The following is a 15,477-nucleotide window of genomic DNA, read 5'->3' on the forward strand; positions in this document are numbered from 1 at the left end:
ACTTTCTATTTGGCAAGGCAAGAATTAACATATATAATACAGATAACATGATTTTTGAAAGGACATAGTTATGGCTTTAACGGTTAACAATCTCATCGGCGATGTGACGGGATTTCCTATATTTGCTGGCGGCGGGCCACGTCTTTTGGCATTCGCTACACCCGATGAGATTAACGTAGGGAATGGAAATTTGTCGTCTTTTCCCTGGGGAGTTTGGGGACTCGATGGCAACGATACTATAGGAGGTTCATCGGATTCCAACGAACGTCTGTTAGGAAATAACGGCAATGATATTATCGGTGGTGGTGGCGGAAATGACATAATTTACGGCGGGAAAGAGGACGATCGCCTGGATGGAAATGATGGCAACGACGTAGTTAGGGGCGACGCCGGAAATGACCTTATCTTCGGAGGGTTCGGAAACGATATCCTGCGGGGAGGGCAAGGAGACGACGATTTAGAGGGCAATGAGGGCAACGATTTCTTAGCGGGCGATCGGGGAGTTGACGTGCTCACGGGAGGCCTCGGTGCTGACATATTCGTGCTCAGAAGCAACGATGAAGCATTTGGTATAAATGGAGCCGATGTCATTACCGATTTTAACTTCGACGAGGGCGATCGCATCGGTTTGACGGACGGTTTAACAGAACTAGACCTTTTCTTTGAAGACGACAATTTGATTGCTTACGATAACGACGGAATTATCAACGACATGGTGATTGAAAACATAATTACCGGACAGATTGTGGGGGTAGTTTTAAATACCAACAGCTTTGAACTTACGGGTGCATTTGAACAGGCAAGTCCTTTTGCTTTGGCAGTTAACGGTTCTCAATTCCAGTTTTTGGCTTAGTTATTTGTAGAGAATTAGACGGGCAATAGAGCGAGTTCCGGGTAGGGGACACGGCAATTTTGCGTAGGGACACGGCACTGCCGTGTCCCTACAGATAGCGGGCAATGAATCTATACGCAACCGTACTTTGCAAAAGTGATATTAAAACAGTTCTCCCTTTAAATATTTTTTAGGCTAATCTAAAAGTAGAAATTAAAATTCGGGTAAAGTATATATGACCATTGCCACTCACCCCCAATTAACTGCACTCCCGGAACAGCGGTTGATTTTGCCACTATCAATGACTTGGGAGAAGTTCAAAGCTTTGGATTCCTTGCTAGAGTACACTCGCAGTGTTCGCTTGTCTTACCTCGACGGATATGTGGAAATTATGACACTTTCGCCGGAACATGAAACCATTAAATGCCTGCTGGCAGGAATGTTAATTACCTTTTTCCTGGAAAAAGATATTAGTTTTACACCGACAGGGAGTGCTACACTCCAAGGGGAAACAAAAGGCAGCAGCAAGGAACCAGATTTATCTTACTACTTTGGCGAAGACCGGCGGCAGCGAGAAACACCCGATTTGGCTATCGAAGTTGTTTTTACTAGCGGAACTATTAATAAACTGGAATACTACCGCAGATTTAACGTAGCGGAAGTTTGGTTTTGGGAAGACGCAGTATTTTCGATTTACCAACTGAACTCGGAGGGTTACGATCGCGTTTATCGGAGTATGCTGTTGCCGGATTTGGATCTAGAATTGCTGGGGAAATGCCTGCAAATATCCGAAGAAAAAGAAGCTTTGAAAGTGTTTCGGGATGCAGTTCGAGCTGGTTAACTTAGAAGATATACAAATAAAATATGACCTAGTAATGCCGACAAGGGCGGAAATATACGAAATGTACGAAATGTCATAAAAATCGAAATTATCGGAAAACATCCAGCGTTTCTGGTTTGCAGAAATTTTATTTTAATCTATACTATTCGCAGTATAAAAAATCTTACTCTTCAGCAATCACCTATGAATAGGGGTTATTCGCGCTTTGATTCCCTCACCAGCATCCTAGCAGGAACGGTAACGGTAGCAGGAATAGTCATTTTTGCGCCTGCACCGATTTTCGCGATTTCCTCACCAGAAATTGCAAAATTAGCTGAATCAGTCACCGTTCAAATCAATGGTAAATCTTCCAACATGGTGAGTAGCGGAACTGGATTTATTATTGCTAAAAAAGGCACGACTTACACTGTACTGACAGCTAATCACGTTGTTGTCAATCCTAAATTTACTTATACGATTCGCACTTCTACAGGAAAAGATTATCAAGTAACCCGTAGTGTACTATTGCAGAAAGGCCAGAATGCTCCAGATTTAGCAGTCGTAACATTTAACAGTGCAGAATCTTATCCTGTTGTGACTTTAGGTGATTCCGAACAAGCTGCAGTTGGTACAGGAATTTTTGTGTTTGGCTATCCAGCTAATGAGTTGCAAGAAAAGTACGGAACCAATCGCAATTTTGAATTTTCACCGGGCTTTGTTACCAGCCGTCTCCCGAATCATGCACAAGGTTATACTTTGCGCTACAACGCTGTCACCAAAGGGGGAATGAGTGGGGGGCCGGTATTTGATGTAGAAGGGCGCGTAGTTGGGATTCACGGACAGGGCGATCAGGATTTAGATGATGTCACAGATACGGACAAAAAATTCCTCATAGGTAATAAAGCAATTACTAAAACAGGATTCAATTCAGCGATTCCTATTAACACTTTTCTCTCTAAATTATCCGAGACTGGCTTAAATCGATCGGCACTTTTAATTAATACCTCTCCAACCGCTAATGCACCTCTGAAACTGAACAATCCGCAAGATGCTAAAACTTATTATGTTCGCGGTTTAACTCGGTTTGACAAAGGAGATTTGTCAGGGGCTGTTGCCGATTTTAACCAAGCAATTCAAACTCAATCTGATTACGCGGAAGCTTATTTCTATCGAGCCCTCGCTTATTTCGATTTGAAACAAATGCCCAAGAGTATCGCTGATTATAGCAAGGCGATCGCCCTAAATGCCAGTTATGTTGACGCTTACTACAATCGGGGGTTGGTTTTGTCGGCAATGGGAGATAAACCGGGGGCGATCGCCGATTATACTCAAGTCATCCGCTTGGATAGAAACTTTGCAGCAGCTTACAACAACCGAGGATTAGCACTTTCGGACTTGGGCGATCAAAAAGGAGCGATCGACGATTTCAATCAAGCGCTGCAAATCAATCCCGGTCGCGCTAACACTTATTTTAACAGAGGATTAGCGATGTTTCGCATCAATAACGATCGCTCTGCCTTAGCTGATTACACTCAAGCAATTCAACTCAATCCCAATTATGCAAAGGCTTTTGCTAATCGAGGAATTACGTTGGTGAGAATGGGAGATAGACAAGGGGCGATCGCAGATTTGCAGCAAGCGGCTCGTTTATTTAGGGCTCAAGGAATGAACGATGATGCTCAAAAAGCATTAGATTTGATTGGTCAATTGCAAAGGTCAAATTGATTTAATACAGTACACCTTTTGCATTATTTCGGTACTCAAAATTAGAAATATTTCGCCAGTCCTGCCTTCGCAATAGTCCGACAGTCCGGCAGGGGTTTAAACCCCTGCCTCAAAGCTGAAGTCCTCTCAAGAGGACTAATATCAAATCCGATTAATTGCACAGAATATTTGTAGGGAAACGGCACTGCCGTGTCCGTATCCGCCGTAGGGAAACTATCGAAATAAATACAGAAAGAGGACACAGCACTGCTGTGTCCCTACCGAATATCTGTATTACGATCCGTCGATCGGCATTTCAGTCCTTTTCAAAGGACTTTCGCTATGAGACGGGGGTTGAAACCCCCGTAGAACCCGATAACAAACGCGAGAATTAATATTACTATTTCCCCTAAAACCTCACCGTCACCAAAATCACCCGCCGAGGCTGATCTTCCGCTTCAATAGTATACTCAACACGCCCAAAACCTTTCTGCCCCGGTTCAACTAAATCATAGCGAGATGTCACTGTACCTGCGGCTGTATCGTATTGAGCAAAAACAGCACCGGGATTCCTCCCAGCAGACGCATCGGCATCCCCTCCCCAAGAACCCCAATCATCCAATCGCGATCGAGTTGGCAATACAGAAGCGGCGATTTCTGGAGGCGTTAATCTTTGATCGGCTAAGACTTGTTGAGCGTTATGAATAGCGCACATTGTCGGCCCGGAAATTTTGGCATCGCTATATTGATCTTCCCATTTTTGTACGAAGCCAAAACCAACATTCGGGCCGACTTGATCCTGTCTTTGCCGCCCCCACAGCCGACTGGTATCTGATGCAAAATTAGAACCGCTGCCAGTTACCGCTAATTCGGTTCTTTTGCTGGTAAAATTGCGGTTAACAAATTCTTTGTCTGCCGTGCGAATGGCATTAGCGGCCGCTGGTTCTATTTTACTGCTAACATTAGTATTGCCTTGTACGATTGGTGAGAGAACGCCGGGGATGGGCTGTGCTCCACAATATTTTTGAATACCGTTAAAAACGCGATCGGCTGATAAGGCACTAATCGGAAATTCTAGGGAATAAGCTTCGGCTGGTTTGGGGAAAAAGATGCCGGATGTGGCGGAAGCAGCAAAAGAAGCGCCACCCCAGATAACGATCCGATTAAATTGACGGCGGCTGATACTCATAATTTATCTACTCCCTGGAGAGCTTGCGCCTGGTATAATATGGAATGAGAAAAAGTAGTATGGTGTAATACTTTCATCACAATTTGTTGCTCTGGAACAAGTGATATCAATAGCTAGACTTTTACCATTACTAACATCTACCTGCATCGTATTAACTCTTCCCTCCTTTCCTACCTGGGAAGCTACTTGATTTCCATCTACGTAAACGTCTATTTTGGGGGGTGGAATGTTATCCTTATCACTAACTCCATACTCCAATCGAAGAGAGAGGCGACCGCCTGGAAGTTTACAAGTGAAACCGGTAGGTAGCGTGTCTAAAATACTTGTGTATAGTTCTCTACCTATGGAAACATCTCTACTCCTAATGCGACTAGCCTGATAACTAGGCCATCTGCCAACACAGCTTAGGTCGAATATATGGATTGGTCGCTGGGCCTGGGCTACTTGTGCGCCAACTGTCGCTAAACTAAAAGACAATACCCCAGCCGAGAACAAACCGCTGAGCCACCGCACTCGCTTCATATAAATATCCTTCTAATACCTTAATCAATTAATATAAAGGATGAGCTGTGTAGGAAAAGTCCTGACTTTAGATAGATGACAAAATCAAAAATGTCACGATTGTACGAAATGTCAGGTATAATGAATCGCGTAAACTCCAGCTTCTCCCTAATCTATGAATATTGCCGAAGTTGTGACACTGGCAGATGAGCTAATTTTTGCTAAGACGGGAAAGCATTTAGATTACGTGCAAGAAGCTATTCTGCGGGGAACTTTACAAGACACAACTTACACGCAAATTGCTCAAGAAGTTTACTCAAGTCCAAGTCATGTCAGAAATGTCGGATCACAACTTTGGAAAATACTTTCTAAAGGATTAGGAAAAAATATTACTAAAGCAAATTTTAGGACTGTATTAGAGAAGGAAAAAATTTATAATTATCAATTAGCTATAGTTGGCGATAATATTAAAGTTGGCGAGAATGTCACAGTCAATAATAACTTTAACGTTTGTCGTGAAAAAGTGCGATCGCCCAAAACACCTCAAAACCCCCAATCAACAGCAAAACAGCCCCGCATCGACTTAGGCGACGCACCCGAAATCTCGACATTTTTCGCTCGCACATCCGAACTCACCACCCTCAAACAATGGATTTTGGAAAACCGCACCCGTCTCATCAGCATCTTAGGATTAAGCGGAAGCGGCAAAAGTGCGATCGCCCTCCAACTAATCCAACACATTCAATATGAATTCGACTGTATAATCTGGCGAAGCCTCCGCGACGCGCCAGCCCTCCAAACACTCCAAACCGACTTAATTAAATTCCTATCGCAGCAGCAAGAAACCGATTTACCATATTTAATCAACTATTTGCGATCGCACCGCTGTCTGATCGTCCTCGATGACGTACAAACAATTTTCAGCAGCCAACAACTAGCAGGAAACTATCAACCAGGATATGAAAATTATGGCACTTTCTTCAAACAAATAGCAGAATCATGCCACAACAGTTGCATAGTTTTGATTAGTTGGGAAAAACCCAGAGAAATTGCAGCATTAGAAAGCTACCCGAAAAAGTGTCAAACATTGCAACTGAATAGTTTAGGCGAACCAGCGCGAGAAATATTTATAGAAAAAGGCCTAGCCGAATCTGAAAAATGGTCAGAATTGATAGACATTTACCGAGGAAATCCATTGTGGTTAAATACCGTATCCGCTGCAATTCAAGACTTATTTAGCGGCAATATTTCTGAATTTTTATCCTATGAGAGCCTAGTTTTAGGAGACTTAGAATATTTATTGCACCAACATTTTCAGCGCTTGTCAGACTCCGAAAAACAAGTAATGTCCTGGTTGGCGAATCAAAACAAAGCAGTCGAAATATCCAAAAAACCAGCCCTTCTGGAATTATCCCCTTCAGAATTTCTAAAAGCCGTCGAATCCTTGAGACGGAGGTTATTAATCGAAAAAGTCCAAAAGGGCGATCGCACCCTCTTCCAACTCCAACCGGCGATCGCAGAATACATAAAAACCAACATCAAATAACTTTAAAACATCCAAATATAAAAACAATCGCCCTTCTACATAAAAGAGCGATCGCCTGTTTTTTTGGGAAGTGATCTAGCTTCAAATCAATAATCAAGCAAACAGCAAGTTTTCTACGAGAGTTTTAGGTTCAGGGAGAGATTTACCATCTACCTGATATTCTTCAACTAAAAGCTCTAATACCTCTACTGCATTCTGCAAAGCTTCTTCGTAGGTATTTCCATGAGTGTGGAACTGCTGAGATGGAAAATCAGGTAAGTGAACTAGGTAGCAGTTATCTTCATCCGACCATTGAATAACAATTATATAAGGTAATTTCATGATTCAGGTTCCTCTTCTTCAATTGCTTTCAATATTCCAATTTTTCGATTAACTTCTCTCTCTAAATACAGTTTCGCATCATCGCCATCATTTCCAGCAATGGTAATTGGTTCATGATAGTAGTAAAGGATGAACCCATCTTGTATGGCTGCCTTTTGCCGAACGATAAGTAAACCCAGCTTTTAGCAGCAGGCTTTTGAGTTCTCGAATCTTTTTGGGCATAAGCAGACAGAAAAAATTGTGGCAAGGTGACGGAAATAGTTTAATAATATTCCATAAAGTATGGTTTGTCAAAACGTACCCTACTACATGAATTTGAATTAGTTTCAGCATCAATCCGCGTAAAAACTCACATCTTATAGCAGTTTTAGGAACAGGCATCTTGCCTGTTCCACAACACATGAATAATTTGCTTGTGGGGTGGGCTTCTAGCCCGCCCAAAAAGAATTATTCAAAAATTAGCAAAACATTAATCCAAACAGCCCCATATAGCCTTAAAATTAAAAAGACTGACTAGCCAACAATGCCCTATGTTTGAAGCCCTTGCCGATCGACTCGAATCCACCTGGAAAAAACTGCGCGGACAAAATAAAATCTCCGAGTCCAACATCCAAGACGCGCTCAAAGAAGTCCGCCGCGCCCTCCTGGAAGCCGATGTCAACCTCCAAGTCGTCAAAAACTTCATCTCAGAGGTAGCGGCAAAAGCACAAGGCGCAGAAGTCGTTTCAGGCGTCCGTCCCGACCAACAATTCATCAAAATCGTCCACGACGAACTCGTGCGCGTCATGGGGGAAACCAACGTACCCCTCGCCACCGCCGAATCCGGGCCCACAGTCGTGCTGATGGCCGGTTTGCAAGGAACCGGGAAAACCACCGCCACCGCCAAACTAGCGCTGCACCTCCGCAAGCAAAATCGTACCGCACTGCTAGTCGCAACCGACATTTATCGACCAGCCGCGATCGACCAATTGCTAACCCTCGGCAAACAAATCGACGTACCCGTATTTGAATTAGGCAAAGACATTGACCCCGTAGAAATTGCCCGCCAAGGCATCGAACACGGCAAACAAATCGGCATCGATACCATCATCGTCGATACTGCGGGCCGCCTGCAAATCGACCAAGATATGATGGCAGAATTGGGCCGCATCAAACAAACAGTACAACCCCACGAAACGCTGTTAGTTGTTGATGCCATGACCGGCCAAGAAGCAGCAAATTTAACCCGCACCTTTCACGAACAAATCGGCATTACCGGCGCAATCTTAACCAAATTAGACGGCGACAGCCGCGGCGGTGCAGCCTTATCCGTGCGGCAAATATCCGGCGCGCCGATTAAATTTGTTGGCGTCGGCGAAAAAGTGGAAGCTTTGCAACCATTTTATCCCGATCGCATGGCATCGAGAATTCTCGGCATGGGCGATGTCTTGACGCTAGTAGAAAGAGCGCAAGAAGAATTTGACATCGCCGATGCCGAAAAAATGCAAGAGAAAATGCTCACGGCAAAGTTTGACTTTACCGACTTTCTCAAACAAACCAGACTGTTAAAAAATATGGGTTCCCTCGGTGGCATCATGAAAATGATTCCGGGGATGAACAAACTTTCAGACGAACAAATGCGGCAGGGAGAAGTGCAGCTAAAACGCACCGAAGCCATGATTAATTCCATGACAGTTGAAGAACGCCGCAATCCCGAACTTTTAGCAAGTTCTCCATCCCGCCGCCGCCGCATCGGCAAAGGCGCCGGCTACGCTGAAAACGACGTAACTAAGCTGGTGAGCGATTTCCAGAAAATGCGTACAATGATGCAGCAAATGAGTCAAGGCAACTTTACAGGAATGGGAGGATTGCCGGGAATGCCGGGAATGCCGGGAATGGGTGGCCCCGGAATGCAGCCCGGTTCGCGTGGCTATATGGGAGCCCAGCAGAAGAAGAAAAAGAAAAAAGATAAGCCAAAAAAAGGTTTCGGACAACTGTAGAAAATATCAACAATATTGCACCATTGTAAAAAAATTGTAGGGGCGGGTTTCACGGAAAATAATTGCCTAAAACACACAATCTCGTAAACCCGCCCCACCCCGTGCGAGAGTCCTTTAACTTTTTCTTGTTGCCGAGTTCAATCTAAAAAAAACTGGAATTGAATATGGTACAAATATTTACTGAACCAGAAACCATCTCTATAGAATTGCCAAACGCGATCGGGCTCTTTGTCACCCCAGAACAATTCGAGGCCCTAGCATTGGCAAATCCCGACTTGAGATTAGAAAGAACTGCAGGAGGAGAATTAATAGTGAATCCACCCACCGGAGGAGAATCAGGCAATCGCAATCTCAGCATCAGCACGCAACTTGGCATCTGGTGCGAAGCAAATGAGGATTTAGGAAAAGGATTTGATTCTTCTACCGGATTCATTCTTCCTAACGGTGCTCGCCGTTCACCGGACGCTTCTTGGATAAATCGAGCTCGCTGGGAAGCACTAACGGCACAAGAACGCAAAGGCTTTGTTCCCCTGTGTCCAGACTTTGTAGTAGAATTGCGATCGGCATCTGACAGTCTCTCCACCCTCCAAACAAAGATGCGAGAATATATTGACAATGGTGCGAGATTGGGCTGGTTAATTGACCCCCAAAATCGGCGCGTAGAGATTTACCGACAACAACCAGAAGTAGAAATATTAATTAATCCAACCGAGTTGTCCGGAGAGGATGTATTGCCAGGATTTGTGTTGAATTTAAGGCGAGTTTGGGGTTAAATTTACGGAGACATTGCTATGGTACAAACATTTACTCAACCAGAAACCATATTTCTAGAAGTGCCGAATTCGAGCGGCCTCTTGGGCATCCCAGAATAATTCAAGGCCCTAGCATTGGCAAATTCCGACTTGAGATTAGAGAGAAATGTATAAGGAGAGTAAGCTTTTGAGCCTTTGCTACAAGAGATTCATAAAATTTATTGAGCCAAACTAGATGGGAGGCCAGCTTACTAGCCCTACTTTTATGCCTAATAGTTCGGTTGCCTTGAAGCTGTCTACAGGCTTAGAAAATAAATATCCTTGCCCCAACTCACACCCCAACTCTCGCAGTTTCTGTAGCTGTGTTGGCGTTTCTATGCCTTCTGCAACGATATCCATACCTCGGCTGCGAGCCAGCGTCACAATTGTCTGGATAATTTCTACGCCACTGTTGTCTGCCCCAATGCGGCTCACAAAAGACCGGTCAATCTTTAACGTATCAATGGGAAACTCATGTAAGCGGCTTAAAGAAGAGTAGCCCGTGCCAAAGTCATCGATACACAACAGAATGCCTAGAGCTTTTAGCTGCTTCAACATCTTTTCTTCCCTGGATACTGTTTCCAAAATGCAACTTTCAGTAATCTCTAGTTTGAGACGGTAGCTGGGAAAGCCAGTCTGCTGCAAAATTTCCTCAATGCGATTGAGTAGGTTTGCTTGCTTGAGCTGCACGGGGGAAAGATTGACATTAATCGCCAAGGGAGGTGTTTGGGGAAACTGTTGCTGCCAAATACTAATCTGGTGACAAGCTTCCTGCAAAACAAACCACCCCAATTCATTGATCAAACCAGTTTCTTCAGCCACAGGGATAAACTCAGCAGGCGGGTAGATGATGCCAGATGGGTGATGCCAGCGCACCAAAGCTTCAAAGCCACTCAGTTGCCCCGTAGAAAGGGAGACAATTGGCTGGTAGTGAACGCAAAATTCTTGTAGCGCCATTGCCCTTCTCAAGTCGTTCTCCAACTGCAAGCGCGTCATCGCCACAGTTTGCATAGCTGGATCGAAAATTTCGTAACGCCCTCTACCTTGAGCTTTAGCATAATACATAGCAATATCCGCATCTCTGAGTACGTCTTCTGGGCGCTCATAACCCATTGTGCTAACGATAATTCCAATGCTGATCTCGGTAAATACTTCATAATCATTCAAATTAAACGGCTGCCTTAATTGATTTTGGATGCGTTCAGCCACCCTGTTTGGTTCATCAATATCTTGAATATCTTCCAGCAAGATCACAAATTCATCTCCTCCAAACCTCGCAACTGCATCTGTATGGCGTAAACAAACTTGCAGTTGACGAGCAATGCTTTTTAGTAATTGATCCCCAACCAAATGTCCGAGGCTATCATTCACTACTTTAAAGCGATCTAGATCAATAAATAGCACCGCATATAGATAATCTTCACGTCTGTATGACAAGTCGATCGCCTGTTGCAGCCGATTCATAAACCAAGCGCGGTTAGGCAACTCCGTTAGGGCGTCGTGAAAAGCATCATGTCCTAATTTTTCTTCCCTTTCCAACAACTGAACTTGAGCCTGTTGAAGCTCGTTGTAGGCTTGTCTAAGTTCAGCCGTTTGAGAAGCCACCCGTTGCTCTAACTCAGAAGTGAGTTTCTGCAAGGCGGCTTCCGCCTCTTTTCGCCCTTCAATTTCCTGTTTGAGAAGCACATTTTGCTCTTCCAGCGTCTTGGTCAAATTTCGCAGTCTCAGGTGTAGTTGCACGCGGGCTAGGACTTCCTCTTGCTGAAAGGGTTTGGTGATATAATCTACTGCCCCCATTGACAGACCTTTAACCTTATCGACGCGATCCGTAAGAGCTGTCATAAAAATCACAGGGATATCTTTCGTTGCCACCGATGCTTTTAAGCGGTAGCAGGTTTCAAAGCCATCCATCCCCGGCATCATCACATCTAACAATATGATATTTGGCGAAACTTCTTGTAACTTCTCAATAGCACTTTCGCCATCCTTAGCTACTAAAACCTTGAAGCCAGACTCCTTCAAAAAATCGAACAGAAGTTTGAGGTTATTTGGGTTATCGTCAACAATTAAAATTACATTGTCTTTTTGGTTGAGCATTTTATTCCCCCAAATGTTTTTTTACAAAAGCTAGTAGTTCTTTTTCTTCAAAATTTTTCGCAAATTGCAAGATTTTATTAGCAAAGGGTAGATAGTTGCCGTCTATCTGCTTGAGTCTATTGGCTTCCTGCTCAACCACTTCAATATCACCGATCCGAGCCGCATTAAACAGCGCTACCAGCTCTGCTGATGGCGGTATCACAAGCTCATCACTCTGAACGTTTAATAAATCAGTGAAACCTTCCTGCTGTCCGATCGCCAAATCCGCAGATTGGTCGTAAATCCATTCTATTTGTAAGTATTTTTTTAAGACTTCTAGCAATTCTTCTACTTGGATAGGCTTTGCTAGGAACTCGTTACAACCTGCTTCGTGGCTATTTTGCCGATCGAAGTTAAACACGCTGGCGCTGGATGCTATCAATATTACATCTTTAAATTCTGGTGATTTCCGCAAGCGCCGGGACATTTCAAATCCATCCATTACTGGCATCACTAAGTCTGTGATTATCAGATCTGGTTTAAACTCAGCAGCTTTATCTAAGCCCTCTTGTCCATCACAAGCTTCCATGATTTGAAAACCTAGTGGCTCTAAAAGATTTATAAGAAAACCGCGATTTTCAAATCGATCATCTACTAGCAAAATTTTATTTTTATTTCCTTTGAATCCCGTTAAATTGATTAAATTATCCCTCGAACTGTACTCAATATATTCAGATGATTTAGTCAACTCTAAATCCAGGTAAAAAATGCTGCCTTGACCGACTATACTTTCTACTTTTATTTCGCCTCCCATCATTTGAACAATTTTCTGTGCGATCGCTAATCCTAAGCCAGTTCCTTCTGCCTTCTGCTGGCTATTTCCGACTTGTTCAAACGGTAAAAATATTTTTTCTAACTGTTCTGGTGCCATTCCAACCCCAGTATCTTGGATATGGAAACGAATCTTAGTAAGTGGTGATTGGTCGGAGTCTTCCCCGTCACCTATTACACCTACCTTAAAAATAACACCACCTTTTTCTGTAAATTTAATAGCATTGCCCAAAAGGTTAATCAAAACTTGGCGCAGTCGTTTTTCATCAGCATTGACTGCATTAGGAAGTTGATTTAATACTTGATAACTAAATGTAATTTCTTTTTGTTCAGCTCGGATGCGGCACATTTCCACAACGCCCATCAGAAAAGAAGGAAAATTAAAAGCTGAACAGTAAAGCTCCATTTTACTTGCTTCAATTTTAGAAAGGTCTAAAATATCGTTAATAAGAGTGAGTAAGTGGGAACCACACTGGTGAATAATGTGGATAGCATCTTTTTGTTTAGGAGTGGTAGTTTTATCGCGTTCCATAATTTGAGAGTATCCCAGAATTCCGTTCAGGGGTGTGCGGAGTTCATGGCTCATGTTGGCGAGGAATTCGCTCTTGGCATGGTTAGCAGTATCAGCAGCAACTTTTGCCTCTTTTAGCTCACTTGTTCGTTCTTCTACTCGATTTTCTAGCTCTAAATTGGTCTTTTCTAAAGCAGCAAAAGACTCGCGTAATTGCTGTGCCATTTGGTTAAAAGATTGAGCGAGAAATCCCAGTTCATCTATGCCATTTACATCTACTTTTTGATCTAATTGACCGCTAGCGATCGCTCTACTCGCTTTACTCAAAAGAAAAATAGGATGGGTAATCCAGTGGGAGGCGAGGATTCCTAACAACGTCGCTAGCACTAACGCTAAAACGCAGAGTAGGATAGTGCTACGGGTATTGGCATTGATTTCCTCCATAAAGTCGGCTTCTGGAACGACTACAACAATCAGCCAATCCAGACCTCTACCATCTTGGAATGGGGATACTTGCACGAATTCCCGCTGACCATCTAGCATGAAGTCTAGTTGCTGGTTGCTGTCAATTTCGGTAAAGTTACCAAAGCGTTCTATTAAATGTTGCGCTGTACCCTTGATCAAAGGTATGCTGCTTTCAATCGCTTTTAATCGTTGCGTTTTTTGGCGATTTTTGCTGTTGATAAATGGCTTCTCGGCGGTGGAAGAAGCTACTAGCAAGCCCGATCGTTCAATGATGAAAGTCTTTCCCGATTTACCAATTTTTAAAGTTTGGAGAAAGTCGCCGATTTTTGAGAGAAACAGATCGGTACTGACAACTCCTCGAAAAGCGCCATTTCGATCGTAAACAGGCTGACTAGCGGAGATTCCCAGGCTAGGTTGAATAAAATATTGATAAATTTTATTCCATTGGGGTTTGCCTGCAACTTTTGCGGCTTTATACCAGGGTCGAATGCGGGGATCGTAGTCTGGGTGGGTTTCCTTAAACTGAGTCGGGTTGCCATCTCTATCTACGGTGACAATCGTATTGAGAAAATTAGTAGAGCGATCGGTTATTTCAATAACCACACTGCCATCATCCTTATATCCAGCACCCGCATATTCTTTTCTTTCCCCGCCAAAACTGATGTAACTAACGGTGGGAAATTGCTTGAGCTGCCAGTAGAAGTAGCTTCTCATAGAACCCATATTGTCTGGATTCCATAACCCAAAGCGGTCAATGGCATCGACGCTGATGGCATTGACCAAATGGGGCGTTTCCAAATAAGTGTTTAGTTGTTGATTGATGCGGGCGAGTACCTCCGTTCGTAATTGGCTAGTAACGTTGTTGACGGCAGTTTTACCGTTGCGTAGCGAGAGCCAACCTGTCAGTCCCACAGCGAGAAATATTTGCAGCACGAAGGGTACGACTAAGACGAGGCGCAGCGGGATTTTTTGATGGTTTTTTGCAAGTTCATTCTCACTTGCGATTAGTGTCATGGCGGAGTCATTTTAGTATTTGGATTATTTCTATAACAACAGTCCCTCACCCTTGGTCATTTAAAGTCAGCTCTAGGGAAATTATTAATTCCGTCTCTCTTGAACGCCAATTGGTTTAATGATATCTTATTGTTGAATAACCGGGCCCAAATAAGTGGGTAATAATCCTACAGTTTGCAAATTTATGAAAAAAAACAGCTCCCCATTTAAGACGAAATCTCCATAAATGTCAAATGCGCTATATTTTGCTTGGGGTTGCAGTGTCAGCCTACCTGCCGATTTCATGGATATTGAGTACACCTTTATTTACTTGTAGGTCTTGACCTCAATACTAATTGATCTAAGCATACAACTATAGTCAGGACTTACGAACTATAGGGTCTGAAACCCAGCTTCCCCGTGCTGGCCTTAAAAAAGGGGGGAACCGCTTCAAAAAACGGGGCACTTGAAAGCCCTTTTGGAAAAAGGGTTTGGGGGTTCTATGCGTAAGTCCTAAGCTTACGCCAGCTAAATTGCGCTTTTTTTTTCAACGAGCTCTCTGACCCGTCCCACAAGGATTCTCAAATAGAGGAAATAGGAACTTAGATGCACAATAACTTAATAGTCTATCGTGCATAGTGCCTAAACCAACCCTAAACTCAAAAGTGTGACGGGGTGACAAGCAGGTTAAAAGCAAAGCTGCTCCAAGGTTTTGAGTTGATTGACCAAGCGAAAATATCTTCGCAGGCGTGAGTCAATACAAGAGAGTGGCGAGATCACTTGAATCAGGTTCAAGGCGAGCTTGGACGATGTTATGAGTCAATCAGCCTGTCAATAATCCCTGGGGGGGTGACAAGATGGCTAAGAGCTAGACTGAATCTGACTTATAGCCCTCATCCCCCGTTGGTAAAAATAGCG

Annotated in this window: 10 protein-coding genes and 1 pseudogene; 6 read left to right on the top strand and 5 right to left on the bottom strand. The window is 43.6% G+C overall.

Going from position 1 to position 15,477, the window contains the following annotated elements; all coding sequences use genetic code 11:
- Window positions 1–70 precede the first annotated feature (70 nt).
- The 3 genes from QUA83_RS16625 to QUA83_RS16635 all read left to right on the top strand — a co-directional run bounded on the left by QUA83_RS16625 (window position 71) and on the right by QUA83_RS16635 (window position 3,377).
- Window positions 71–853, top strand: a complete 783-nt coding sequence (locus QUA83_RS16625) for a calcium-binding protein (protein WP_333294398.1) — start codon at window positions 71–73, stop codon at window positions 851–853.
- A 214-nt stretch (window positions 854–1,067) separates the two neighbouring features.
- Window positions 1,068–1,673 carry a Uma2 family endonuclease gene (locus QUA83_RS16630; RefSeq protein ID WP_333294399.1) on the top strand — a complete coding sequence of 202 codons (606 nt, stop codon included), beginning with the start codon at window positions 1,068–1,070 and terminating at the stop codon, window positions 1,671–1,673.
- 183 nt (window positions 1,674–1,856) lie between these two features.
- On the top strand, window positions 1,857–3,377 hold the full coding sequence (locus QUA83_RS16635) for a tetratricopeptide repeat-containing serine protease family protein (protein ID WP_333294402.1): 1,521 nt from the start codon (window positions 1,857–1,859) through the stop codon (window positions 3,375–3,377).
- 388 nt (window positions 3,378–3,765) lie between these two features.
- On the opposite strand, the gene QUA83_RS16640 is transcribed toward QUA83_RS16635, so the two are convergent.
- The gene (locus QUA83_RS16640; RefSeq protein WP_333294404.1) at window positions 3,766–4,545 is read right to left on the bottom strand and encodes a Tat pathway signal protein; all 780 of its coding nucleotides are present in this window, start codon (window positions 4,543–4,545) and stop codon (window positions 3,766–3,768) included.
- A 676-nt stretch (window positions 4,546–5,221) separates the two neighbouring features.
- On the opposite strand from QUA83_RS16640, the gene QUA83_RS16645 reads away from it, so the two are divergent.
- The gene (locus tag QUA83_RS16645; RefSeq protein WP_333294405.1) at window positions 5,222–6,592 is read left to right on the top strand and encodes an NB-ARC domain-containing protein; all 1,371 of its coding nucleotides are present in this window, start codon (window positions 5,222–5,224) and stop codon (window positions 6,590–6,592) included.
- Window positions 6,593–6,685: 93 nt separating this feature from the next.
- Here the strand turns inward: QUA83_RS16645 and QUA83_RS16650 are convergent, their stop codons facing one another.
- Together QUA83_RS16650 and QUA83_RS16655 are read right to left on the bottom strand one after the other, a co-directional pair.
- Entirely contained in the window at window positions 6,686–6,913 is a 228-nt protein-coding gene (locus tag QUA83_RS16650) for a type II toxin-antitoxin system HicB family antitoxin (protein ID WP_333210635.1), read from the bottom strand.
- Window positions 6,910–7,135: pseudogene (locus tag QUA83_RS16655) on the bottom strand (type II toxin-antitoxin system HicA family toxin). The gene QUA83_RS16650 and the pseudogene QUA83_RS16655 overlap by 4 nt, the downstream one beginning before the upstream one ends.
- 308 nt (window positions 7,136–7,443) lie before the next feature.
- Between QUA83_RS16655 and ffh the strand changes: the two are divergent.
- A complete protein-coding gene (ffh, locus tag QUA83_RS16660) occupies window positions 7,444–8,892 on the top strand; it encodes a signal recognition particle protein (protein WP_333294406.1) in 1,449 nt (482 codons plus the stop codon).
- Between the two features lie 164 nt (window positions 8,893–9,056).
- A complete protein-coding gene (locus tag QUA83_RS16665; protein ID WP_333155790.1) occupies window positions 9,057–9,665 on the top strand; it encodes a Uma2 family endonuclease in 609 nt (202 codons plus the stop codon).
- 210 nt (window positions 9,666–9,875) lie between these two features.
- Here the strand turns inward: QUA83_RS16665 and QUA83_RS16670 are convergent, their stop codons facing one another.
- Window positions 9,876–11,780 carry an EAL domain-containing protein gene (locus QUA83_RS16670; protein WP_333294408.1) on the bottom strand — a complete coding sequence of 635 codons (1,905 nt, stop codon included), beginning with the start codon at window positions 11,778–11,780 and terminating at the stop codon, window positions 9,876–9,878.
- 1 nt (window position 11,781) lies between these two features.
- Window positions 11,782–14,580: an ATP-binding protein gene (locus QUA83_RS16675; protein WP_333294409.1), complete on the bottom strand. Its 2,799-nt coding sequence runs from the start codon at window positions 14,578–14,580 to the stop codon at window positions 11,782–11,784.
- Window positions 14,581–15,477: the final 897 nt, after the last annotated feature.

This window comes from Microcoleus sp. K1-B1, from assembly GCF_036704705.1.
Classification (GTDB): Bacteria; Cyanobacteriota; Cyanobacteriia; order Cyanobacteriales; family Microcoleaceae; genus Microcoleus.

Coding starts and splice junctions, on each gene's coding strand:
- ffh (WP_333294406.1), top strand. CDS start 7,444: ATGTTTGAAGCCCTTGCCGATCGACTCGAATCCACCTGGAAAAAACTG.
- QUA83_RS16665 (WP_333155790.1), top strand. CDS start 9,057: ATGGTACAAATATTTACTGAACCAGAAACCATCTCTATAGAATTGCCA.
- QUA83_RS16645 (WP_333294405.1), top strand. CDS start 5,222: ATGAATATTGCCGAAGTTGTGACACTGGCAGATGAGCTAATTTTTGCT.
- QUA83_RS16675 (WP_333294409.1), bottom strand. CDS start 14,580: ATGACACTAATCGCAAGTGAGAATGAACTTGCAAAAAACCATCAAAAA.
- QUA83_RS16630 (WP_333294399.1), top strand. CDS start 1,068: ATGACCATTGCCACTCACCCCCAATTAACTGCACTCCCGGAACAGCGG.
- QUA83_RS16650 (WP_333210635.1), bottom strand. CDS start 6,913: ATGAAATTACCTTATATAATTGTTATTCAATGGTCGGATGAAGATAAC.
- QUA83_RS16670 (WP_333294408.1), bottom strand. CDS start 11,780: ATGCTCAACCAAAAAGACAATGTAATTTTAATTGTTGACGATAACCCA.
- QUA83_RS16625 (WP_333294398.1), top strand. CDS start 71: ATGGCTTTAACGGTTAACAATCTCATCGGCGATGTGACGGGATTTCCT.
- QUA83_RS16640 (WP_333294404.1), bottom strand. CDS start 4,545: ATGAGTATCAGCCGCCGTCAATTTAATCGGATCGTTATCTGGGGTGGC.
- QUA83_RS16635 (WP_333294402.1), top strand. CDS start 1,857: ATGAATAGGGGTTATTCGCGCTTTGATTCCCTCACCAGCATCCTAGCA.